This window comes from Ketobacter alkanivorans, assembly GCF_002863865.1.
In the GTDB taxonomy this organism is placed as follows: Bacteria; Pseudomonadota; Gammaproteobacteria; order Pseudomonadales; family Ketobacteraceae; genus Ketobacter; species Ketobacter alkanivorans.
The window spans coordinates 3,639,382-3,662,129 of sequence record NZ_CP022684.1 but is presented as its reverse complement, the minus strand read 5'-3'; the positions used below and the strand labels follow the sequence as shown (position 1 = coordinate 3,662,129).

19 protein-coding genes and 1 pseudogene are annotated in these 22,748 nt (G+C 45.0%); 13 read left to right on the top strand and 7 right to left on the bottom strand.

What is annotated here, in order from left to right; translation table 11 throughout:
• Window positions 1–7 precede the first annotated feature (7 nt).
• The 13 genes and pseudogenes from Kalk_RS15595 (at window position 8) to Kalk_RS15535 (ending at window position 15,326) form a co-directional block, all read left to right on the top strand.
• Window positions 8–2,494 (top strand): SLBB domain-containing protein, encoded by a 2,487-nt coding sequence (locus Kalk_RS15595; RefSeq protein WP_101896353.1) that lies wholly within the window; start codon window positions 8–10, stop codon window positions 2,492–2,494.
• Window positions 2,495–2,516: 22 nt separating this feature from the next.
• The gene (locus Kalk_RS15590; RefSeq protein WP_101895129.1) at window positions 2,517–3,473 is read left to right on the top strand and encodes a Wzz/FepE/Etk N-terminal domain-containing protein; all 957 of its coding nucleotides are present in this window, start codon (window positions 2,517–2,519) and stop codon (window positions 3,471–3,473) included.
• Between the two features lie 171 nt (window positions 3,474–3,644).
• Entirely contained in the window at window positions 3,645–5,036 is a 1,392-nt protein-coding gene (locus Kalk_RS15585) for a glycosyltransferase family protein (RefSeq protein WP_101895128.1), read from the top strand.
• On the top strand, window positions 5,036–5,980 hold the full coding sequence (locus tag Kalk_RS15580; RefSeq protein WP_101895127.1) for a sulfotransferase: 945 nt from the start codon (window positions 5,036–5,038) through the stop codon (window positions 5,978–5,980). The genes Kalk_RS15585 and Kalk_RS15580 overlap by 1 nt, the downstream gene beginning before the upstream one ends.
• Before the next feature lie 176 nt (window positions 5,981–6,156).
• Window positions 6,157–6,645, top strand: a complete 489-nt coding sequence (locus Kalk_RS15575) for a hypothetical protein (protein ID WP_158643528.1) — start codon at window positions 6,157–6,159, stop codon at window positions 6,643–6,645.
• Window positions 6,646–7,956 carry an O-antigen polymerase gene (locus tag Kalk_RS15570; RefSeq protein WP_101895125.1) on the top strand — a complete coding sequence of 437 codons (1,311 nt, stop codon included), beginning with the start codon at window positions 6,646–6,648 and terminating at the stop codon, window positions 7,954–7,956. It begins immediately after the preceding gene.
• Entirely contained in the window at window positions 7,953–9,197 is a 1,245-nt protein-coding gene (locus Kalk_RS15565) for an MATE family efflux transporter (protein ID WP_158643527.1), read from the top strand. Before Kalk_RS15570 ends, Kalk_RS15565 begins: the two co-directional genes overlap by 4 nt.
• A 32-nt stretch (window positions 9,198–9,229) precedes the next feature.
• The gene (locus Kalk_RS15560) at window positions 9,230–10,138 is read left to right on the top strand and encodes a phytanoyl-CoA dioxygenase family protein (protein WP_158643526.1); all 909 of its coding nucleotides are present in this window, start codon (window positions 9,230–9,232) and stop codon (window positions 10,136–10,138) included.
• 323 nt (window positions 10,139–10,461) lie between these two features.
• Window positions 10,462–10,620, top strand: a pseudogene (locus Kalk_RS21805) (DapH/DapD/GlmU-related protein); the annotation flags it as partial.
• Between the two features lie 10 nt (window positions 10,621–10,630).
• The gene (locus tag Kalk_RS15550; protein WP_101895122.1) at window positions 10,631–11,827 is read left to right on the top strand and encodes a glycosyltransferase family 4 protein; all 1,197 of its coding nucleotides are present in this window, start codon (window positions 10,631–10,633) and stop codon (window positions 11,825–11,827) included.
• On the top strand, window positions 11,817–12,659 hold the full coding sequence (locus Kalk_RS15545) for a sulfotransferase domain-containing protein (RefSeq protein ID WP_101895121.1): 843 nt from the start codon (window positions 11,817–11,819) through the stop codon (window positions 12,657–12,659). The genes Kalk_RS15550 and Kalk_RS15545 overlap by 11 nt, the downstream gene beginning before the upstream one ends.
• Before the next feature lie 23 nt (window positions 12,660–12,682).
• Entirely contained in the window at window positions 12,683–13,768 is a 1,086-nt protein-coding gene (locus Kalk_RS15540; protein ID WP_101895120.1) for a glycosyltransferase, read from the top strand.
• Between the two features lie 163 nt (window positions 13,769–13,931).
• Window positions 13,932–15,326, top strand: a complete 1,395-nt coding sequence (locus tag Kalk_RS15535) for an undecaprenyl-phosphate glucose phosphotransferase (protein ID WP_101895119.1) — start codon at window positions 13,932–13,934, stop codon at window positions 15,324–15,326.
• A gap of 83 nt (window positions 15,327–15,409) precedes the next feature.
• Here the strand turns inward: Kalk_RS15535 and pseI are convergent, their stop codons facing one another.
• From pseI to pseB, 7 genes are read right to left on the bottom strand one after another with little or no spacing between them, the layout of a single operon-like run.
• Window positions 15,410–16,462 (bottom strand): pseudaminic acid synthase, encoded by a 1,053-nt coding sequence (gene pseI / locus Kalk_RS15530; RefSeq protein WP_101895118.1) that lies wholly within the window; start codon window positions 16,460–16,462, stop codon window positions 15,410–15,412.
• The gene (gene pseH / locus Kalk_RS15525) at window positions 16,459–16,950 is read right to left on the bottom strand and encodes a UDP-4-amino-4,6-dideoxy-N-acetyl-beta-L-altrosamine N-acetyltransferase (RefSeq protein WP_101895117.1); all 492 of its coding nucleotides are present in this window, start codon (window positions 16,948–16,950) and stop codon (window positions 16,459–16,461) included. The genes pseI and pseH overlap by 4 nt, the downstream gene beginning before the upstream one ends.
• Window positions 16,950–18,068 carry a UDP-2,4-diacetamido-2,4,6-trideoxy-beta-L-altropyranose hydrolase gene (pseG, locus tag Kalk_RS15520; protein WP_101895116.1) on the bottom strand — a complete coding sequence of 373 codons (1,119 nt, stop codon included), beginning with the start codon at window positions 18,066–18,068 and terminating at the stop codon, window positions 16,950–16,952. The genes pseH and pseG overlap by 1 nt, the downstream gene beginning before the upstream one ends.
• Window positions 18,062–18,862, bottom strand: a complete 801-nt coding sequence (locus Kalk_RS15515; protein WP_101895115.1) for an SDR family NAD(P)-dependent oxidoreductase — start codon at window positions 18,860–18,862, stop codon at window positions 18,062–18,064. The genes pseG and Kalk_RS15515 overlap by 7 nt, the downstream gene beginning before the upstream one ends.
• Window positions 18,859–20,490, bottom strand: a complete 1,632-nt coding sequence (locus Kalk_RS15510; RefSeq protein ID WP_101895114.1) for an aldo/keto reductase — start codon at window positions 20,488–20,490, stop codon at window positions 18,859–18,861. Before Kalk_RS15510 ends, Kalk_RS15515 begins: the two co-directional genes overlap by 4 nt.
• Window positions 20,487–21,644 carry a UDP-4-amino-4,6-dideoxy-N-acetyl-beta-L-altrosamine transaminase gene (pseC, locus tag Kalk_RS15505; protein ID WP_101895113.1) on the bottom strand — a complete coding sequence of 386 codons (1,158 nt, stop codon included), beginning with the start codon at window positions 21,642–21,644 and terminating at the stop codon, window positions 20,487–20,489. The genes Kalk_RS15510 and pseC overlap by 4 nt, the downstream gene beginning before the upstream one ends.
• The gene (gene pseB, locus Kalk_RS15500) at window positions 21,644–22,642 is read right to left on the bottom strand and encodes a UDP-N-acetylglucosamine 4,6-dehydratase (inverting) (protein ID WP_101895112.1); all 999 of its coding nucleotides are present in this window, start codon (window positions 22,640–22,642) and stop codon (window positions 21,644–21,646) included. The genes pseC and pseB overlap by 1 nt, the downstream gene beginning before the upstream one ends.
• Between the last annotated feature and the right edge of the window lie 106 nt (window positions 22,643–22,748).

The following is a 22,748-nucleotide window of genomic DNA, read 5'->3' as shown; positions in this document are numbered from 1 at the left end:
CAAACCTATGAAAACGAACAAGCGGCAAACCTTTTATACACTGCGTTTAGCGATAATCCTGCTGTTGGGCGCCCTTTGGGGCAGCCTTGCCTTTGGCTTTACCCCTACGACACAACAGATTGAGATGTTCAAAAGCCTCTCACCAGAACAGCAGCGAGCACTGGCCAGCCAGTACGGCGTGGATCTGAATCAGATGGGGCTTGCAAGCGGGCCAGCTCAGCCCAACCTGCAACCCAACCAGACAGTAACGCGCACCACCGCTCAAGATAACACCACCTTGGAAGATGCAGCCAACAAAACCATTCAAACCGATAAATTGAATGAGTCAGCCAGCGACACCACTACAAAAGGACAGCTAAAACAATTCGGCTACGACCTATTCAGCGGCACCCCGGATGCTTTCACCCCCGCCAGCGACATTCCTCCTCCTGACAGCTACGTGCTAGGCCCAGGGGACAACCTGGTGGTTCAGCTTTACGGTAAAGAAAACAACAGTTACAGCCTGACCATCAACCGAGAAGGCCAAATCCAGCTACCCGAGATCGGCCCCATTACACTTGCAGGCATAAGCTTTACTGACGCCCGCGCACTGCTTGCAGACACTGTGCAACAACAGATGATTGGCGTCAAAGCCAGTGTCACCATGGGCACACTCCGCTCAATTCGTATCTTTGTGCTGGGTGAAGCGCTGCAACCCGGCTCCTACACCGTCAGCTCTCTGTCCACCATGACCAACGCCCTATTTGCTTCAGGCGGCATCAGCAAAATCGGCTCTTTACGCAACATCCAGCTGAAACGACAAGGCAAACTCATCACCTCCTTGGATCTATATGATCTCCTACTAAACGGCGATACCAGCAAAGACGCTCGCTTACTGCCCGGTGATGTTATTTTTATCCCTCCCATAGGCGCAACGGCCGGCGTGAGTGGCGAAGTAAAGCGCCCCGCCATATATGAGCTGAAAAAAGAGAAATATGCCGCCGAAGTTATCGAGCTAGCTGGCAGTTACACGCCAACAGCCTACCCAGCCGTAACACGCATTGAGCGCATAGATGCCAAAGGCAATCGGACTCTGGTGGATGCCGACCTAACCAAACAAAGCGGCAAAAACACCAAGGTACAAGACGCCGACATGATCAAAGTGTTTTCAGTTCTGGAAACAATGGAAGACGTGGTTATGCTGGAAGGCCACGTGGAACGCCCAGGGGGCTTCGCTTGGCATCCAGGCATGAGAGTGACTGATATCATTCATAGCGCTGAAGAGCTGCTGCCGTTTCCTGATCTAAACGTGGCACTGATCGAACGGGAAACCCAACCAACCAGAGAGAAAACAGTGCTCACCTTCAGCTTAGGCGAAGCCCTGAAAAACCCAGCCAGCGCTGAAAACATAGAGCTAAAAACACGCGACAAGTTGTATGTATTTAACTTTGAGACCCCACGCAGCGATCAACTTAAAGATCTGGTTGCTCGCTTAAAAGTACAAGCAAACAAACAGCTGCGCAAACAAACTGTCAATGTATCGGGGTATGTGCGGTTCCCCGGTGAATACCCGCTAAATCCCAGCATGTCCGCCAAGGATATGGTAATGCTGGCAGGCGGGCTCACTCAAAACGCTTATGGGCTGCGCGGAGAGATCACACGCATCACATACAGTGAGACAGAAGAACAAAGCATCCAACACATTAACGTTGACCTAGCCAATAGCGGCAGCACCGCACTGAAAGAAGAAGACCAGCTGCATATCAAGCGCCTACCCAACTGGATGGACCAAGAAACGGTCACTATCGAAGGTGAAGTGAAATTCCCCGGCCAATATAAAATCAAAAGGGGAGAAACATTGGCTCAGGTGATTGAGCGCGCTGGCGGGCTGAATGAATGGGCCTACCCAGAGGCTGCAATTTTTACCCGGGAAGAACTAAGAGCGCTCGAAGCGCAGCGCTTAAAGGAATTACGCGACAAACTTGAAGGTGAAATCGCTGCTGCCAACCTAGAAACACAAACAGAACACGAAAAAATTGCCGTAAACGAAGCTCAAGATTTATTAGAGAGTCTAAATGCAGTACGACCTTTAGGCAGAATGGTTATCGACCTGAAAGCAGCTATAAACGATGCAGCACAACCAATCCAGTTAAAAGATGGCGATACATTGACGATCCCTAGGAAAAAGCAAGCAGTTACGGTTGTGGGAGAAGTACAATTCCCAACATCACACATTTTTGAATCAAATGCCGACAGCGAAAAATACATTGAAATGAGCGGTGGCATCACGCAAAAAGCAGACAAGAAAAGAATCTATGTAGTAAAAGCAAACGGTCGTGTTTTTCTTCCAGAGCATTCGGGATGGTTCAAAGCGAACAACTATAAAGTGGAACCCGGGGATACAGTTGTCGTTCCTCTAGATGCTGATCGCATCAAACCATTAACACTTTGGACAAGCATCTCCCAAGTATTTTACCAAATCGCCCTTGGCGCAGCTGCGGTTGCGAGTTTTTAACTAGACAATACAAACAACTAACATGATCTCAAACGACTCAAATACAAACATCGACATTTCAGTCTTAGCGAAGCTGCTATGGAGCGGCAAAAGGACTATTGCGCTATGCTCGTGCTCACTTTTTATAATAGCAATCATTTATGCTCTGAATACGCCTGATGTTTATCAAAGCAGTTCTGTTCTAGCACCTGCATTGGCCTCCAAAACCAACCCCCTTTCTAATTTGGGTGGCCAGATAGGAAGCATCGCCAGCCTCGCCGGAATCAACCTAGGCAACGGAGCGGATGAAAGCACAACGTATATAGCAATCCTTAAATCGAGAAAGTTCATCAACAACTTCATTAACAATTACGACATTAAGCGCCATCTTTTCATAGACTCTTGGGACCATACCACGCAACAATGGAAGCCCCCCTCCAGCCTGTCCAGGCTTAAAAAATCTGCAATGTCTTTATTTCGCTCCCACCCACTGCCAGAACAAGAGTGTCTGGAGCCTTCAGACTGGGATGCGTATAAAATATTTATCACTGACAGTTTAAACGTATCTGAAGACATGGAGACAGGGTTAATAACCATCCGAGTATCATCTTATGACCCTGAATTAGCGAAAACATGGACACACAACATCATACGAGACCTAAATCTAAAAATCAGAGAGGAAAAAAAGGCTGAAGCGGAAAAAAGCATCACCTACTTGAAAAAGAGCATTGAACAAACTCCATTGGTAGATATGCAAAGCGTATTTTATCGCTTGATCGAAAACCAAATGCAAACAATTGTGCTGGCCAATATAAAGGATGAATTTGCATTCACTACTCTCGATCCACCAGTTGTTCCGCAAGAGAAGTCCAGACCCAATAGAACTCTAATTGTAATTTCTGGCTTACTTTTCGGATTTGTAATTGGTTTGTTAATAATACTTTCCAAGCACTTATCATTGGAGAAACAAAAAACCAACCAGAACCTACCCGATGCTTAACGACGAAACACACAATGGTAGCTAATAGTGAATCTATTCTTTGAAGTGAAACCTCATCATTAAAGCTCCTCAAGCATTAGACTTAAAAAAACAAGTTAATCTAAGCTTACGAGGAAAGCGAGCATGCATACAGAACGACGCACGCTAAAACTTTGGGAGTTAGCCAACTAAATGACAGACCATATTAATATACAAATTGACCTTGCCACCCGAGAACTCCCATATCTCACGATATTGAAAACTATCTTAGAAAACAAGTTCGATCTTGAGATAAGCCTTCTGCCTCAAGATCCTATATGGTGCAACGGAACAAGCTCATTCTTCAAAACCTCGAAGCAAAAGTGCGACCTTCTGGTTACTCCATCATATAACGCAAAACGTACGTTAAATACTCTTGCATGGAAACACCGCAGCAACTCTAAATTAGTTCACTTTCATAGCGAACAACTAATTGATCCAAGGTTTTATGAAGAGAAGCTAAACACTACTTGCTCTTTAGAATATGATAGAGATGTAGAGTATCATCTGGTATGGGGCGAAGAATTCGCCAAACTCTTACATGAAGTTGCCGGAGTACCTAAAAACAGAATCTACATAGTAGGATGTCCAAAGCTAAGCTTAATTGACAGAGACAAACTTGTAAGTAGAGATACTCCAAACAATAAAAAGGTTCTCTTTGTTTCTGATTTTCTTTGGGCAACAATGCCTCAAAACCAATACAACTGGGCTCTCAAAAAATATGGAATTAGGCCAGAAGACGATTTTCAGGGTTTTTACAAAACTGCACTTGATAAATTTATCGCTACGGCACACCAATTTTCGATATCGAACCCAGATATAGACGTAGTTCTCAGGCCCCACCCTGGCGAATCGCAAGAAGCGTACCGCTCCTTATCAGAACTTAATAATGTTGAGATAGACATAGGTACTCCATTTATTGAAAGTGCAGTAAAAGCAGATCTTATAGTCCAATTTCTTTCGACATCATTCTTTGAATCTATCTATCTAGGAAAGCCAGTGATCTGCCTCGATCTTGTTGAGCAGTGGGGTACCCATCACCGCAATTACTTTAAATACTATAACTTTGTTAAGCAAAAAGACTTCGAGTCCACTGCCAAAAATTATTTAGACAATTCTCAATCCAGTTATGAAGTAGATGACACATGCATCAATGAACTGTTTTCAGCGGACAAGGGAGACTCTATTCTTAGATCGGCGGCAGCACTGTCTCACATTCTCTCCATATCAAAAAACACTTTCTCGACACCGATTCTTCAGGACAAAATTAGATCCAACAACTTCATACTTCAACATATGTTAAAGAATGTTGCGGGCATAATATCAACGGCCTGCATTTCAATTGGCATAAAAAACACCCTGCTACAAAGAGTAAAAAATGCGCAGTTGAAGTGGGAGAACTCACCAGAATATTTTGATAGCGATACTATACTGCAAGTTACTAACAGATTTTTGTCCAGCAAATACCAAAATTTCGATTTCAAGTATCATCTAACAGAAACCAAGTACGGCAATTTAGTCGAAGTTCAGGAACAAACTCACTGATGAATTACACACCATGGTTTGAATCACCCGTGTTGTTCTATGGCTCAAGAAAGTCTGGGACCACGCTACTTCAAAATCTATTCGATGGATCCGAATATCTTCCTGTATACCCATATGAACTGAAACTGAAGTATCTGTCCACCCACATCCCAAATGGCTTTGACGATTTAAGTTCCCGCTATTTTTCCATTGAAGGTGATTCGATAAAACAATGGCGAAATAAAGGCACAGCCCTCAACAATGAAAGCCTGGATGGCTTTAAGTTGGACACTTACATTAAAAGCTGCGGCAAGAAGCTGTCCAACTCTAAACTCCATTCGCTGAGGGATTTGCTATATATTGACATTACGTCATTTGTCGAGGCTTGCGAACAAAGATACGCTCCCAAAATGTGGGGTATAAAAGAGGTTGGTGGTGACCCGATAACAATTTTTCCTTTTTTTAAGAACATGTTCCCTGAAGGGAAAATCGTTGTTATTTTACGCAACCCGTTTCATGTAACCGCAAGCATACTCAATGATCGTAAAAGACGTGGGATAACGATATCAGCCCTCACGAAAATCAAAGAATCCTATATAGCCTGGCGACAACTCTCTAGGTATATAGAGATAGGAAAAAATCATGCCTATTTTTTTACCTACGAGACACTAACGACAAATACGTCCAGCAAACAATCAATACGAAAAATCTGCGCCTACCTTAACATCCCCGAAGAACCAATATTCTATGAGCCAACATTGCTCGGTAGAAAAACAGTAGTAAAAACAGCCAGCAAAAAAGAATCCGGCATACATCTAAGAGAAAATCGTTCATGGCGCAAGTCCTTGTCACTGAAAGATACAGCACTCATCTACACCGGTTTTTACTTATACGCTCTTCGATCTCTTGTTAGTTGCAGACCAGTGCCCAGTTACAAAACGACGGTTGACTTCCTATGCAATTAATCGACTCAGCATATCGAACACGCTACAAACTCAGAAACTTACTTGGATCTAGCCGGATCGCCTTTTTTCTAATGAGAATATGGCCTTTCTGGAAAAACAACCGAATTGCTCAGAGTGGAACTCAACTTTGCATCGAAGGATTTCCAAGATCATCTAACACGTTCCTATATAAAGTCGTGAAAAGCTGGAATCCAGAAATTGCTATTGCACATCATCTTCATATTCCCATGCAAGCTATCTACAGCGCTGAAAGGTCAATCCCTACCGTTATACTAGTTCGGAGGCCTGAAGATGCAATCGCCGGTGCCATGAACAGACAAGCATGGCTCACCACCAGCCTATGCTTAAAAGCGTATATCAGCTTCTATTCATTAATACTAAAGAAGCCTAAGAATATACTGATTTTTAAATTCGAGGACGTAATTCACAACCCTTCCGAAGTCATCGCAAAGATTAATAGCCGGTACAATATTAATCTGGAACTAGTTCCTTGGAGCAAAGACCAAGAAGATATCGTATTTACCATGACTCGCAACAACCCTCATCATACCGCGAAAGACAAGCCGAAGAAGGAAGAATTAAAGCAATATATAGTAAACGATCCGATTTATAGCATAGCTGAGGCAATCTACAGTGAAACTGCGAAAAAAGCCGTGTTGATATAAATGATACTGTCTGTATTGTCTTTAGCTGCCGCTTTTCTACTCTTTTATCGCGTCTGCGTTAAAGAGCACTTCGATGCGGCTTTTTTTTACTTCTTTTTTTTCTTTCTTGATTTCGGGGTTCGCCCTGCCTTTATCGCGTTTTCGATGGATACCCCTTTTCCAGAATCACTTTTTCTCGACGGTTATTATGATGAATTTATAGGAGTATGTCTTATAACCGTAGTTTGGCTGCTTTCATTTATCCCGGGATATTTGATCAAGAGTGAAACAGCCCAGATGTGCTTTCCCATTTTCCCAAGCATAAATCGAAACTACTCTGTGTATCCAATAATAATTGCCTCGGTCCTACTCACTTCCATCTCTTTGTTTATGATATCAAAGGCGGTTATAAGTGCCGGCGGTTTCATTCAAGCAATGATTGAAATCCGAATAAAAGGAACCTTGTTTGGTGATTTTAAATTCCTGAAAGCCATTCCACTATTAAGCAATTATCTGAGTGCTATTACGTTACTTCTCATTCTGCTGCACAAAACAAACCTTGATAGAAAATTATTAGCTCTCGCATTAATAATATTCCCCCTAAATATTCTACTGACGCTTGTTACAGGGGACAGATCTGGTGTTGTTTTTCCCATGGTTATACTTTTTTTTGGTCTAAGCTTACGTCTTACAAACAGGAAGAGAATATTCTCTTTTATAGTTGCTGGAATATTCTTTGTTAGCTTACCGCTTGGACTACACGCGGCAAGAAACCTTGCAACAGGGCAGTCCGAAACAGATCTTACCCAAAAATATTCATCACTGGCCCGATCTTTAACTAAAGGGCTAAACCTGAATAATTTTGACTTCATGCTTTTGGTATACAGGGATTGGGCAACTCAGGGAAACATGCGATATGGAGAGGATTTTGTAAACGGTACTTTAGGTGTTATCCCACGTGCAATTTGGAAAGAAAAACCTACATACATACATCCAGGTCACTGGTTTCAAGAACATTACAGACCGGAAAGTGAAGGAGGATGGCCTATAGCTGCCCACGGCCAATGGTACTTAAACTATCATTTTTTTGGCGTAATATTAGGAGGGTTTCTGTCAGGAATATTCTATAAATCTTTAAATACACATACAAATCAATTAAAGAAAGACCCCCTAAGTATGGCAGTTAGATTTATATTAACTCTTCATTTTGGAGGGATAATAGCTCAAACCCCCATTCTCTTCATACTATGGTGTATCCCTATGCACCTTCTGTGGATTGCATGCAGGCAAAACCCTTTCAATTATAAACTTTCTGTGAGAACACCAAATTGATTAATCAAGTTCTTACAAAAACCAATATTTTACTGGCGCTAAGAATTATTGGTGTTGCATTTGGGTATATCAACACGATCATTCTAGCAAGAGGCCTTACGCTCAATCATATGGCAGATTATGGCAGCACCATTTTTCTGATCTCAATTGTAGTGTTATTTGTTGACTTGGGCTGTAGCGGAATAATCGTTCGAGAAGCTCCATCTATCCGAGATGTGGAAAGCCGGTCCATTCTATTCTTCTCGCTCCTAAAAAAAATTGCTACCTCATCAATTCTTATTGTAGTCATAGGCTTACTAGTTCACCTCATTAATGGCGATGGAGTCTCAATTCTAATTGCTCTCACAGTTACAGCCTGGGCGTTCTCAAAGTTTACAGCAGAAGCCACAAAAGGCACATTGATGCCTGTTCATTCTACAATTGCTAACAGCGTAATACCTCAGATAGGTTTTTTTGGGTTAATATTAGTAATTCCACTCGATCTTTTTAATGCAATATTATGCCTTGCATTAAGTCGATTACTTAGCTTTGTATATAGCTATGTTGTTCTAACCACGGACAAGGTTTCTACACTTAGAAAAAATCGCGTTACAAGTAATACAGATAATTGGTCACCCCCCCCCATACTAGCCCACTCTACATACATGATATATGGAGCAACTTTAACTCTTATACCCCAAATTTTCATTCCAATGGCCAATCTGGCCTCACAAGAAAAATTTGCAGCATGGTTGGTTATTGGCTTGAAGGTATCCATCTTATATAAAACAGCCCATCAATCCATCCTCACTCAATATCTCCCCAAAATGTTAAGGAATGTCGATGCAAAAGATAAATCCGGCTTCCTAAAGAACTCAAATGAAGCGGCGTCACAACTTAGAATGTATGGGCTTGCGTCACTTTTGCTGTCTATTGGATATTCATTTTTTCTTGAGTATACGTTAGGCCCAGAATATAGCGGAATATCCTATCTGATCCTGCCAATAGCCTTGGGGTATCTAATCACAAGCACCTTGGGTCCAAAGCAATATTTGCAAGCTTTTCTATCGAATTTCGATAGAATAGTAGGCGTGATAGTCATACTGATTATCTGCTGTATGGGGTTTCTAATCCTAATACTCAACACCAACCAATCGCTTACCATAGTTTGTTTAGCCGTTATTAGTTCGATCATTTTCAAAGCAGTAATATTTCACCTCTTGTCAAACAAGAAATTGGATAGCATCTTTTTATCATGCTAAGAAGCAAGGGCACATTTAGAGAAATCATCGTTATGGCATCACCAACTTTACGAAAATTCATATCAGATCCCGCCAGCATATTTAGGACACAAAGCGCAGGTATCAGACACCTATATTCACTTCTTTACAATGCATTCAGCCCTAGCTACAGAATAAGACGAAAGCTAGCACACACGGCAATCAAGCCGGATACAGCTAAAGTCCCTCATGACAAAGGCTTTTTGGTTGTCGATAATGGCGACGTTTTTAACTGTAATGAAGTAATCAAGTTTTCACTTAACACCTGCAAAAATTGCGGACCCAATGTCTGCAGTGAAAAAGATTATCTTAATACTGGACTAGTCCCTTACGATCAAATTGGTATAGATCACCCACTACTAAAATTTGCTTTAGATGAGAACATACTCAGTATCGCTACTGAATACTTTCAAGCTGTTCCGCTATTAGTTAATCTGGGTGTTTGGAGATCTTCTTTTTCTCCAGAGCAAGCATCAGGTAGCCAGCTTTTTCACTGCGATAACCTAGATACCACTCAACTTAAGGTGTTTATTTATGCCACAGATGTGTCAATCAACGACGGCCCATTGACTCTTATAGATGCCACTAAATCTTCAGCGCTCAGAAAGAAACTTAATTACAAATGGACAACCAAACGATATCGAGTCTCGGATCAAGAAGTTGAGGATACAATAGGCAGCTCTTGCATCAAGACACTCACCGCACCTAAAGGTACAATGGTATTTGGAGATACCAGCCGCTGCTTTCACTACGGTAGCAGGGTCACCAAATTGGGCAAGGAACGCATCGTAGCCGTTGCTCATTACGCAAGCAGTTTAGCATTAGCCCGGCCAGAAGCGTTCGTATCTGGATTACCCATGGCACACCTGAAGAACAAGGTTTCAAACGAAGTCCATCGCTATGTTTTAGCAGGTACTGACTAATGTTTAGAAAACTTATATCCTTAATGAGAATCCTGAATTCTATAATTCGATTTAGACAGGCAACAAGCAGGATAGCTTTGACGTCTGAGCATAAAGGATTAAAGGGCCTTGGCAAACACAGCGTAGTTTTTCCCTACACCGTCATTAAGGGTTGCGTAACGATAGGTGATCACTGCTCCGTTCATGAATTCAGTTTTTTATCGGGCAATATCACTATTGGAAACGCCGTTCGCATTGCAAACAAAGTTAGTATACAAGCAGGCAATCATGGCATTGCACGTTCCGCACTCATAAAAGATCAGGCGTCAATTTCTAAACCAATTATTATAAATGATGACGTCTGGATAGGAACATCAGCCGTCATTCTTCCAGGGGTACACGTTGGGACGGGCGCGGTGATAGGTGCAGGAGCAGTGGTCACTAAGGATATCGCCCCCTATTGTATAGTTGCTGGTGTTCCTGCTCGAGAAATAGGTAAACGCAGTTAAAAGCATGAAAATCTTAATATTTAATAATTATTATTATCCTTGGAATCTTGGTGGTGCAGAACGTTCTGTAGAAACCTTGGCTCAAGGTATAAAGAGCAGAGGCCATGAGGTCGTCATCGTTTCGCTTGCTGGGAACGCATGTGATTCATTCATTGACACCGTCAATGACATTAAGGTTTATTATATTAAAGACACAAATTTTGGTTCGTCGCCAACCACTTCAATCCGAACACCTATAGGAAGAATAGCTTGGCAAATATCCGGTGAGATCAATCACTCATACACAAAATTTTTCATCAACATTTTGAATCAAGAGACTCCCGATGTAGTACACACAAACAATCTAGGTGGTGTTAGCATTGGCATTTGGCGTGCAGCACATTTGATGTCGATTCCAATCGTTCATACGTTACGTGGTTATTATTTGCTTTGTGCCAAAGGGACAATGCTGTCTCACGGTAAAACATGTGACAAAAGATGTTTTAAATGTAGGCTGCTGACTCAACGCCGAAAGTTCTTTTCCAACAAAATCAATACAGTTGTAGGTAATAGCAATTTTATACTGAACACCCATTTACGTTCAAAATACTTTGATCAAGCCACTCAGAAACTAGTTATCTATAGCGCATTCAATCGCACGCCAGCCTTTTCTAGAAGAAGTGCTGATTCGCATGTAGTCTTTGGTTTCATCGGTAGACTGCATCCCTCAAAGGGGCTAAGCCAGCTCTTGGATACACTAACCCAACTGGACAGCAGCAGGTATTCTGTATTAATTGCAGGAGATGGCGATAGTAAGTATGTAGAAACGCTGAAGCATAGTGTCATTGACAAGAAGCACATCTCATTCAGCGGCTGGATCTCCCCCGAAGAATTCTTTCCCAATATAGACGTTCTTATAGTACCTTCATTATGGCACGACCCACTGCCCAGGGTTGTTTATGAGTCATATAACTACGGCAAGCCCGTTATAGGAAGTAATAGAGGTGGAATACCCGAATCCATAGATGAAGGACAAACTGGATGGATTTACGACCCTGACAACCCCAAACAACTGCTATCGATTCTGGACAGAATTCTAGAAAACCCTGAAAGCCTAGGATCAATGAATAGCTTATGCGTAGATAAAGCTCATGATTTTTCACTGGAAAAATGCGTGACTCAGTATATCGAGGCTTACGAGGGTGCATTTGATGGAAAGTAGTAACAACATTCCCAGTTTTATTTTTATAGGTCCAGACAAAACAGGCTCTTCATGGCTTTTCGAATACTTACGATCACACCCTCAATGCTTTGTTCCAGAATGCAAAGATATCTATTTTTTTGATAGATACTTTAAGAAAGGCGCAAGCTGGTATCTCAGTTTTTTCAAAAGCGTAAATTCTAACTTTTCAGCAAGTGGAGAGATCTGCCACGACTATTTATTTAGTCTCGATGCCGCAAACCGTATTTATAGCTTTAATCCAGAAATTAAATTACTTACTTCACTGCGAAACCCTGTAGATCGAAGTTTCTCTCACTATCTTTACTTAGTAAGAAGCGGCATCACGAAAACAGATTTCTGGAGCGCAATTGAAGAACATCCTGAGATCATCGATAACAGCCTGTATTTTAAGCATCTTAATGGTTACTTTGGGTTATTTCCGCGCCAACATATCTGCATTTTGGATTTCAGCACCCTAAAGAACTCCCAATCTGATTACGCCGCCACAATATGCGAATTTTTAGGCATTGATTTTTATGACCCATCAAACATAGGTATTGTTAGATCCGCAGAGAAGGCACGATCCTTTTACATTGCCAAGCTGCTTAAAACGATGGCCTCACTGGTTAGGGACTTAGGTTTCCCCAATTTGGTGGGTAAGATTAAGCACAGCAGGATAATTCTTCTCTTGTATCGTAGCTACCGAAATGAAGAGATGCCCACTCTTTCTCCCAGTGATCGTACGTCACTCGAACAGTACTTTATCGAAGACACAAAACACCTCGATTCATTAATTGGAACAACGTACGTAAAAAATTGGTTTGGTGCTTAAACTGAACAACCACGGGAATTAGTATGAAAGTCGCAATCGTACACTATTGGCTTGTTAATATGCGGGGTGGTGAAAGGGTAATTGAAGCACTACTCGAAATTTATCCACACGCTGATATTTTTTGTCATGTCGTTGATCCGGAAAGCGTATCACCTAATATATTATCAAGGATCAAAGGTACTACTTTCATCAATAGGCTGCCATTGTCAAAAAGATTGTACCAATCTTACTTACCGTTAATGCCTTTAGCTCTCGAGCAGTTAGATTTAACGAGTTATGACTTGATAATTTCTAGCGAGTCTGGACCGTCCAAAGGAATTATTCCCGGCCCTGATGCCATTCATATTTGTTACTGTCATTCCCCTATGAGATATGTATGGGATATGTATTATGAATACAGGTCAAAATCATCTTTTCTAAAGCGTTTACTGATGCCTTTGCTTATTCACTATTTAAAAATGTGGGATTTTAGTACTGCATACCGAGTTAAGCACTTTATAGCAAACTCGAATTACGTATCTAAGAGGATACTAAATTACTATGGACGCAAATCAACAGTAATCCAACCCCCTGTAGACTTTAGTGCATTTACATGTTCGGAAGAGAAGGACGATTACTATTTGCTTGTTGGACAACTAGTTGATTACAAACGCGCGGACATTGCTATTAATGCCTTTAACTCAAATGGTAAGAAGCTGGTTATAATCGGTGAAGGTGAAAAACTTAAGCACTATCGTCGTATTGCAAACCCAAACATTACACTTTTAGGAAAACAATCATTTCAAGAACTCAAAAAGCATTACTCAAGATGTAGAGCATTAATTTTCCCAGGCATTGAGGATTTTGGGATAGTCCCCCTTGAGGCAATGGCTTCAGGCAGGCCAGTTATAGCGTTTGCTAAAGGAGGCGCGCTTGAAACAGTCGTGAACGGAGAAACCGGTATTTTGTTCCATGAACAGACAGCACAGTCACTTAATCAAGCCATTGAACATTTTGAAAGCACCAATGATACTTTTGATCCTGAGAAAATCCGAAATCACGCAATAAAGTTCGATGTCCATAATTTCAAGATAAATTTGAAGGACTTTATTGATAAAGCTTTAGCTTAATCAGAAATATATTTTTGAATATTTGGCCAACTCAATTCGAACAATTAGAGCGAGGTGTCAATCTGCCTTCTAAACAATCATTCACTGACTATATGCTGCTATAATAACCGCTGTTCCATGATATACGCAACCACGCCCCAATACGTAAAGGATTTTTACAAGGATGCATAGCAAAGGCTTTTTACGGGAGCATTCTCTCTTATTCTCTTGGTTATTGAGAACGTTTGACTGGCTTGTCATGCTCGTGTCGGCACTGATAGCGCACTATATTACGTTGGGGGCTTGGCCTCCGAAACCTCAATACATAACTGCAATAGTACTAGCACTTGCCCTTTTCACAGCAATCGCCCCTTCTTTCAATCTTTATCGCAATTGGCGCGGATCGACAAAAACACACGAGCTAGGCACAATTATCGGCGCTTGGGCCATGATATTTTTACTATTGGCCCTTCTCACTTTCGTAACAAAAACCAGTGTTTCGCGATCCTGGGCTGTTACTTGGTGCTTAATCGGACTAGCTGGGCTTTTGTGTGGCCGCCTAATGCTCCGTAGTTTCCTAAATAAGCTACGCTCGTTGGGCTACAACCAACGCCACATCGTAATACTAGGCGCAGGTGATGTCGGTCAGCAAGTGGCCAAAACTCTAGCAAATTCTAGCGAAGCTGGGTTCAAATTGAGCGCTTTTTTTACAAATGATGCTGATATTAAGGAAATCGCCAGATTAAATGAACATTTAGTGAACGGAAAAATTAAAGAGTCCTTTGATTACATCTTAAGACACCGCGTTGATCAAGTTTGGATCGCCATGCCGATCTCGAAAGTGAAGCAAATCCAAGTAATTCTTAAGGGATTGAGCCATTGCACAGCTGACATTCGCCTTGTCCCAGATATCTTTGGTTTTCAGTTGCTCAATCAGTCAGTTAGTACTGTAGCAGGCCTGCCAGTGGTTAATTTGTCGCTCACACCCATGGATGGTGCTAACCGATACATTAAAGCGTTGGAAGACAAAGTGCTGGCAGCTTTAATCCTTCTTTTCATATCCCCTATACTATTATTAATCGCCATCGGAGTGAAACTATCCTCTCCAGGTCCGGTTTTCTACCGCCAAGAAAGGCTGACCTGGTATGGTAGAAGGTTCTACATGCTCAAATTTCGATCAATGCCAAAGGGCGCGGAAAAGCATTCTGGCGCTGTATGGGCAAAAGCTGGCGAGAATAGAGCCACTCGCTTTGGCAGTTTCCTACGTAAAACCAGCTTAGATGAGCTCCCCCAGTTCTGGAACGTATTGAAAGGGGATATGTCCATAGTTGGTCCTCGCCCAGAGCGCCCTGTATTTGTCGAGAAGTTTAAAGACGAAATTCCTGGATACATGCAGAAACATAAAGTAAAAGCAGGAATTACAGGGTGGGCTCAGGTTCATGGTTGGCGAGGTGATACAGATTTAACCAAACGAATAGAACACGATCTGCATTACATTGAAAACTGGTCTCTTTGGTTAGATATAAAAATAATCTTTATGACTTTACTCAAGGGCTTTATTAACAAGAATGCCTATTGAGCCCTCTAATTACTTCAACTAAAAAATGGGGGGGGTAGTTTACTAACCCCCCTTTTCTTTCAAACAGCACTAGTAGACTGTATTTATTTTAATAGATGATCCAAAACAGGATCAGCAAAACAGACTCCTTCTGTTAGCGTTTTACCTAGAATCGACTCCAGACGCTTTGGAGGTAGACCAAAACCCGGCCTAACACTGCGCACTGCATCAGCTGTAACAATATCCCCCTTGCTTAGATCCTTCACAAAATAAAGGGAGCGGCGAAACTGGGCATTTTCCTGCTCGCTTGATTTTCGACCATAGTCAATTTGCCCCAGCGCTGCCCAAGCGGTTTTGCTATCGCGGCAAAGCCCCAACAAGCCCTCAGGCTCAAGAGAAAAGCTATCATCTGGGCCACCACCATTACGATCAAGAGTGAAATGCTTTTCGATCAGGTTTGCACCCAGCACGACACTGGCAATGGCGGTTGTGTTATCGAGAGTGTGGTCTGACAAACCAACGACCAGCCCAAACCGCTGGCGCATATCGGCAATGGTTCTCAGATTATAATCTTCCGCCGGGGCCGGGTAGCCGCTGACACAGTGAAGTATCGCCAGCTCTTTGCAGCCGCCTTCACGCGCGGCAGTAATGGCTTCTTCGATTTCTCCGGCGTCTGCCATGCCAGTGGAAATGATCATCGGCTTGCCGGTACTAGCCACATACTTGATCAACGGCAGATCTACCGCTTCAAAAGAGGCAATTTTGTAGGCCGGAGCATTCAGGTCTTCCAACAGATCAACCGCTGTATTATCGAATGGCGAGCTGAAAATGGGGATTCCCAGTGCACTGGCATGATCAAACAGGGGTTTGTGCCATTCCCAGGGCATATGGGCTTCCTCATACAGCTCGTAGAGGGTACGGCCATTCCACAAGCCACCTTTGATCTGAAAGTCGTCGCTGTCTGAATTCAGTGTAATGGTGTCTGCTCGATAGGTCTGCAACTTGACAGCATCAGCACCGGCTTTTTTGGCTTCTTCGACAATACGGAGCGCTGTATCAAGACTGCCATTATGGTTGGCAGACAGCTCAGCAATTATATATGGCGGTACATCATCGGCGATTCTGCGCCCGGAAATTCTAATGGAAGGTCGTGTCATTGGTTTTCTCCCTGAAGCTGCTGCCACTCACTGGCTAACATGCCATAACTATACACATCGTGGTACTGCTCACCATCGAAATGCTGCTGCCGCAGGATGCCTTCTTGCTGAAATCCCAAGCGAAGGTGAAAATTCCGCGACCGTTCGTTATAGGCCAGCACTTGCCCCACAAGCTTGTGCAGCTTTAGTTCACCGAAAGCATACGAGAGCAATTGATTTCCCAGTGCCTTGCCTGTGCCTTTTGGAGAGCTCGGATCGGTGTAGAAGCCCCATTCCGCAATGCTGCCTGAGGCAACAGCAAGATTGACAAAACCTCTTGCCTGGGCGTCTTGCTCAAACACCAACAAATAGCGATTGGCTTGTTTGCTTGCTTTTTCGAACCAAGCCTTGTGCTCTTGCAGCTCGATTTCATGGCGCGAGAACATAAAGCGTCGCACCTCTGGGTGATTACGCCAGGCAAGCACGGACTCGAGATCCCACTCAGTCATTATTCGCACGCAGGCACTCCCTGTAACCAGTCCATCACTTTTGTGACACCTGTACCAGAGGTAACGCGTTCTGCAGCATCACTCATGGTTTTCAAGATGCTCGGTTGTGCTTTGATCCAGGCAATCTTTCTAGGCAGCGCTTCCTCTATTGAAGTTAATTCTAACATCAAGGCCGCACCGGCTCGGACAAGGGCATCGGCGATCGATTGCTGGTTGTCGGCTAGCACCACCGTAATTGAAGGCAAACCCAGCGCACAACGCTCCCAAGAGGTACTGCCCGCTGCGCCTATGGCCAAGTCGGCACTGGCCATGACTTCTGCCATGTTGCTGATACCTGAGAACACGTCTGCTTGATGTGGCATGGCCGCCGCCTGTGCACGCACTTGCTGCAACCAGGGCGCCTGTGCCCCCATTACCACAGAGATTCTACAGCTTTCGGGAAGATGGCTTTTTGTCAAAGCATCGAGCACGGCACCGGTGACATTATCCACATCGACGCCGCCCATGGTGACAAGAATATGGGTGATCGAAGGCGCTGTTTTTCTGCGGGCCAGACTACTTGCGCGATGGGCCGCAAATTCGGGGCGTAACAGGGCAAATTCCGGACCTGTTAGCACCTTGCAAGCAGCAGGAGCTTTGCCTTCGTAATCCGCTGCTTTGCTGCCCAGGTTTTGATTCAGCAGCAGGTCGCAATCGTGCGCCCGGTTGGCCAGGTCATCAATTACCATGATTTTGTCCACATGGGGTCTCAATACCTGTTCCCAGCGGGCATCCAGAGCATAGTGATCCACCACCAGCCAGTCCGGTTGACTTTGCTTGATTAGCGGCAGGCAGTCGTTGGCATCTTGATCACGGGTTACACCCAGCCATGCGGCATAATCACTGCCAACGTTATCGCTTGCCCCCCCGGATACTGTTGCCGGTTGTGGCGCAGATAAGCGGTGGGTGACAAAGCCTTCCGTCTCCAGCAGATCCAGTAGGTGGCCGGGATGTTCACGACATATAAAAACACATTCTGCGTCCTGCTCTTTCAATGCCTTTGCCAGCGTCAAGCAGCGCATGACGTGGCCTGTGCCTATGCGCGTGGAGGCATCTGTGCGGAAGAGCACTTTCACCATGACGTCCAACCACCGTCCACAACCAGGTTGCTCCCAGTCACAAAGCTGGAGGCCGAGGAAGCAAGAAACAGCAGCGGCCCCTGTAGCTCTTCCGCTCGACCAATCCGGCCAAGGGGGACGCGTGAGACCAAGGCTTTAATGAAGCCAGGCTTGGCTTTTTCCACACTGGCCGCAGGAAAAGGACCCGGCGAGAGACTGTTTACGCGAATGGATTCTGTGCCAAATTCACAGGCAGCATAGCGACTCCACTGAATCAGGGCCGCTTTGGCGGCGCCATAAAACGGTGGATTGGTGTCAGATCGCGAGTCGTAAATACGCAGGTCTGGGCTAACCATGCCGTACATGGAGGCGATATTAATGACAGATGCATCGCCATCCTGGCGTACCGCTTCACGCAAGCTCGGCAAGCACGCTTGCAGCAGCCTATGCGCCGATACTACCGCCATGTCATAGCTGTCATGGTACTGTGACGTTTCAGCTTCTTCAATGGTGCCACCACCACCGGCATACGCATTGTTGATCAGAATATGCAATGGTTGGCCTTGCAGCGTCGCTAAAGCCTCGCTGACCTGTTGCTGGTCTGTCACATCGAATGCCAAGACATCCGCCACACAGCCCTGCTCTTGCAGGCGTTGAGCCAAGCTATTAGCACGCTGCAGAGAACGGCTATTTACCAGCACTCTGGCTCCCGCCGCTCCCAGTGCCAGTGCCATTTGCTCACCCAAGTGGCCGGTGGCGCCGGTCAACAGGGCAGTCTTCCCGGCAAGACTGAATGAAGCCGCCGCTTGCGTCATGATTCCCCCTTGCGCCACTGGGCCGGGTCCAGTGTTTCATTATCCAGCAGAGGCCGTGTTGCGTGGATCTCTGACAGCAGTGAGCTTTCCAGTAATGGCCGCTCAAAAGAAGCCAGATTTTCCTCTAGTTGCTGTTGTGACTCCATGCCAACCACAACACCATCGACCCATGGCAAAGAGCGAACGTAGCGAATACAGAAATCCGCTAGACTCTGGCTATTGCTACGTTTACACATATCATTCAGCCATGCCCAGATAGTCTCCGGCTTTCGAACACCTGCTTGCAGCCAATGATTACTGTCTCTGCTGACCAAGAGCCCTTGCAACAAACTACTACGCACATGCACAGTTAGGGACCGTTGCGCTTTGGCCTTGGTGATTGCAGAAATCGCATCTTTCCAGCGTGTATCCAGTACATTAATGGGTAGTTGCAGGTACTGGATTTCGGTATTCCGTGACGCGACTATCAACTCTTCCGGCGTCTGAATTGATACGCCCAACGCATTCACCAAACCCTCCTCCTTGCATTGCATAAGATGTTGCCATAGTGCCCCCCCCCACATATGGAGGTGGCCAGCTCTATGCAGCATGAGCACATCAAGCGATGACACGCCGAGAGACATGCATGACTGAAAAAGACTAGCATTAACCAGAGCTTTAACTTCTTGAATTGAGGTAGAGGGTGAGCATTGGGTCAATGGAGAAAGTTTGCTGATGATGGGGACACGTCCATGCCAGCCTCCAGCCAATGAGCGACCTATGACTGCTTCGCTGTTGCCGTATGCCCTTGCTGTATCAATAAAAGCTACGCCATTGGCGATGGCCGTTTTCAGCAATACTTCAGCACTTTCCTGGGAAGGGGCGCCCTGTCTGTTGGCAACACCGTAATCCATACCCAACTGAGCTGTACCGATCACCATATCTGTAACCGGGGCTGATACCGATGGTTGGTACAAACCATCGCTTAGCCGCTCGATCAAATCAAAGCAACAGATAGAAACCGGGTCTGAAACACCACTGAAAATTCGACATATATTGAGGTAGTCATCGAAATTATCGACCGTACAACGGTAATGCCCCATACCCAGGTTCTGATAGCGCTTAAAACTACTTATCCCATATTTCCGAATGACGTAAGGGGTAACATGTTCCTGATCAGCCACTTTATCGGTATTGCGTGCAGCTTCCCGCAAATGCCCAAGGCGCGTCACCTCAACACTCACGCCATAAGGCAAACCGGATTCCATACCGTTGCAACGAAGATAATCCACCCCCTGAGAAAGAAACTCCGACTCCACTTCGTCGATCAATTTGCCGTCGGGAAATACGTTATCTGCTGTAAGCCGGATGAAAACCGTCTCACCTGGCATCCCTTCTGTGGCAGCAAGCATGCGGTCAAGAACCCGATCAAGGCTACCCCGGTAGCAGGAAACTCCAAACTGGTTAAGGGTATCGGCCAAGACGTCGTCACTGGCCTCCGTCGACGTAGCAACAATCACTTTGCGTCCAGTATTCGCTGCTCGCTGGGCTGCCAATACCGCTAACGGCAACCCGCACACAGGCAACAACACCTTTCCGGGGAGGCGAGAAGAGCTGGTACGAGCTTGAAGGACAATAACGCTTCTCATAACCCTCCGAGTGCTACGCGCAATGCTTCCACAACCTCATCCTGCTGTTGCTCCATCATAGTCGGAAACATGGGCAAACTAATTGCTTGGCCATAATACGCTTCTGCTTCCGGATAATCGCCTTGCCGGAAACCCATGTCCTGATAGTAAGGCTGGGTGTGTACCGGAATATAGTGCAGATTTACCCCAACGCCCTGGGCTCTTAGCATTTCAAAAACTCTAAGGTGCTTTTCCTTGCCGCCACGAATACGAATGACGTAGAGGTGCAAACCAGAGTAAGAGTCGGGGTGCTGCCAAGGCAAGGTCACGGGGAGACCGTTCAGCAGTTGGTTATAACGCTGGGCCAATTCATGTCGGCGAGCGACGTATGCATCCAAACGCCGCATTTGACTGGTACCAAGTGCTGCCTGCAATTCGGTCATGCGATAATTGAAACCCAGATCAATTTGCTGGTAGTACCAAGGTCCGTCCGGTTCATGAGTCATCAGGGTTTCGTCACGAGTAATGCCATGACTGCGCAGCAAGCCCATCCTTTGAGCCAACTTAACATTGTTGGTCAATGCCATGCCACCTTCAGCGGTAGTGACAATCTTAACCGGATGGAAGCTGAAAATGGTGATATCGCTGTAACGACAGTTGCCCACAGGTTCGCTACAGTATTTACCGCCTATAGCGTGTGATGCATCCTCTATAACCTTGAAACCATAGCGTTGCGACAAATCATGAATCGCCTTCATGTCGCAGGGCTGACCACAAAGATGAACAGCAACTAAAACCTTGGGCAGGCAGCCTTCCTGCTTAGCCTTTTCCAACTTTCGCTCGAGGGCCCCAGGACTCAAGTTGTAGCTCTGTGGATCGATATCTACGAAATCCACCTTGGCACCACAATACAGCCCGCAATTGGCTGAAGCGACGAACGTGATCGGTGTCGTCCAAAGCCAATCGCCCTGCCCGAGCCCCAGCGCCAGGCACGCAATATGGAGGGCCGAAGTAGCACTATTCGTAGCCAAAGCATGGTTAGCCCCGCAATATTCCGCCACCACGCTTTCAAACCTGGGCACTTGCGGCCCCTGAGTAAGAAAATCGGACGTTAAGGCGTCAACGACTGCATCAATATCAGCTTGAGTAATTTCCTGGCGCCCATAGGGAATCATCAGATCTTCCCAATCTCTACGAAGTTGTCGTCAATCCAAGCCTGAAGCTCCTCGTCTGTCATCCACTCGGAATTATTGTCACTGGCATAGATAAAACCCTCGGGAACCTTCTTGCCATCCTTGATACGTTCCTGACAGGTTGCCCACTCATTGATAGTCGGAAGAATTTTGAAGTGTTCAGGATATTCATATGTGTAATATGCGTCTTCCGCACTAATCATCTGCTCATGGAGTTTTTCACCAGGCCTTATACCAACGGCCTCCTGACGAGCTTCCGGCGCAACCACCCTCGCCAAATCAGCCACCTTCATAGACGGAATCTTCTTCACATAGATTTCGCCACCGACCATATCCTCAAAGGCATGCCAAACAAGCTCCACTCCCTGCTCCAGGGAAATCATGAAGCGGGTCATGCGAGGATCGGTGATCGGCAAAACGCCTTTGTCCCTGATTGACATGAAAAACGGAATCACCGAGCCCCGCGAGCCCATCACGTTGCCATAACGGACCACAGAAAACTTGGTCTCATGCCCCCCGGCATAAGAATTGCCAGCCACAAACAGTTTGTCTGATGCCAGCTTCGTGGCGCCGTAAAGGTTAATCGGACTGCTCGCCTTGTCCGTAGATAGCGCCACCACTCCCTTGACCCCCTTGTCTATACAAGCATCAATCAGGTTCATAGCCCCATTGATATTGGTCTTCACACATTCAAAAGGGTTGTATTCCGCAGTTGGGACGATCTTCGTCGCAGCAGCATGCACAACATAATCAACACCATCCAAAGCTCGATATAGTCTCTCACGATCACGAACATCTCCGATAAAAAATCTCAGCCGTGCATCGCCTTGATAAAGCTTAGCCATCTCCCATTGTTTCATCTCATCCCTTGAGAAGACTATAATCTTTTTAGGATTATACTTATCCAAGGTCATTGGTATGAATTTATGACCGAACGAGCCTGTACCGCCCGTTACTAGAATCGTTGAATTTTCAAGCATGTCTTTTTCCACTTTAACCAAATGCGATATCTACTATATCGCTTACTTCGCGCGATATCAGGTTCGTTTCTTGGACAAATATTCACAAAACAATACAACCAATCAC

What these genes read in the sequence shown, in the direction of transcription:
- Kalk_RS15595 (WP_101896353.1), top strand. Translation starts at nt 8, where the DNA reads ATGAAAACGAACAAGCGGCAAACCTTTTATACACTGCGTTTAGCGATA.
- Kalk_RS15590 (WP_101895129.1), top strand. Translation starts at nt 2,517, where the DNA reads ATGATCTCAAACGACTCAAATACAAACATCGACATTTCAGTCTTAGCG.
- Kalk_RS15585 (WP_101895128.1), top strand. Translation starts at nt 3,645, where the DNA reads ATGACAGACCATATTAATATACAAATTGACCTTGCCACCCGAGAACTC.
- Kalk_RS15580 (WP_101895127.1), top strand. Translation starts at nt 5,036, where the DNA reads ATGAATTACACACCATGGTTTGAATCACCCGTGTTGTTCTATGGCTCA.
- Kalk_RS15570 (WP_101895125.1), top strand. Translation starts at nt 6,646, where the DNA reads ATGATACTGTCTGTATTGTCTTTAGCTGCCGCTTTTCTACTCTTTTAT.
- Kalk_RS15560 (WP_158643526.1), top strand. Translation starts at nt 9,230, where the DNA reads ATGGCATCACCAACTTTACGAAAATTCATATCAGATCCCGCCAGCATA.
- Kalk_RS15550 (WP_101895122.1), top strand. Translation starts at nt 10,631, where the DNA reads ATGAAAATCTTAATATTTAATAATTATTATTATCCTTGGAATCTTGGT.
- Kalk_RS15545 (WP_101895121.1), top strand. Translation starts at nt 11,817, where the DNA reads ATGGAAAGTAGTAACAACATTCCCAGTTTTATTTTTATAGGTCCAGAC.
- Kalk_RS15540 (WP_101895120.1), top strand. Translation starts at nt 12,683, where the DNA reads ATGAAAGTCGCAATCGTACACTATTGGCTTGTTAATATGCGGGGTGGT.
- Kalk_RS15535 (WP_101895119.1), top strand. Translation starts at nt 13,932, where the DNA reads ATGCATAGCAAAGGCTTTTTACGGGAGCATTCTCTCTTATTCTCTTGG.
- pseI (WP_101895118.1), bottom strand. Translation starts at nt 16,462, where the DNA reads ATGACACGACCTTCCATTAGAATTTCCGGGCGCAGAATCGCCGATGAT.
- pseH (WP_101895117.1), bottom strand. Translation starts at nt 16,950, where the DNA reads ATGACTGAGTGGGATCTCGAGTCCGTGCTTGCCTGGCGTAATCACCCA.
- pseG (WP_101895116.1), bottom strand. Translation starts at nt 18,068, where the DNA reads ATGGTGAAAGTGCTCTTCCGCACAGATGCCTCCACGCGCATAGGCACA.
- Kalk_RS15515 (WP_101895115.1), bottom strand. Translation starts at nt 18,862, where the DNA reads ATGACGCAAGCGGCGGCTTCATTCAGTCTTGCCGGGAAGACTGCCCTG.
- Kalk_RS15510 (WP_101895114.1), bottom strand. Translation starts at nt 20,490, where the DNA reads ATGAGAAGCGTTATTGTCCTTCAAGCTCGTACCAGCTCTTCTCGCCTC.
- pseC (WP_101895113.1), bottom strand. Translation starts at nt 21,644, where the DNA reads ATGATTCCCTATGGGCGCCAGGAAATTACTCAAGCTGATATTGATGCA.
- pseB (WP_101895112.1), bottom strand. Translation starts at nt 22,642, where the DNA reads ATGCTTGAAAATTCAACGATTCTAGTAACGGGCGGTACAGGCTCGTTC.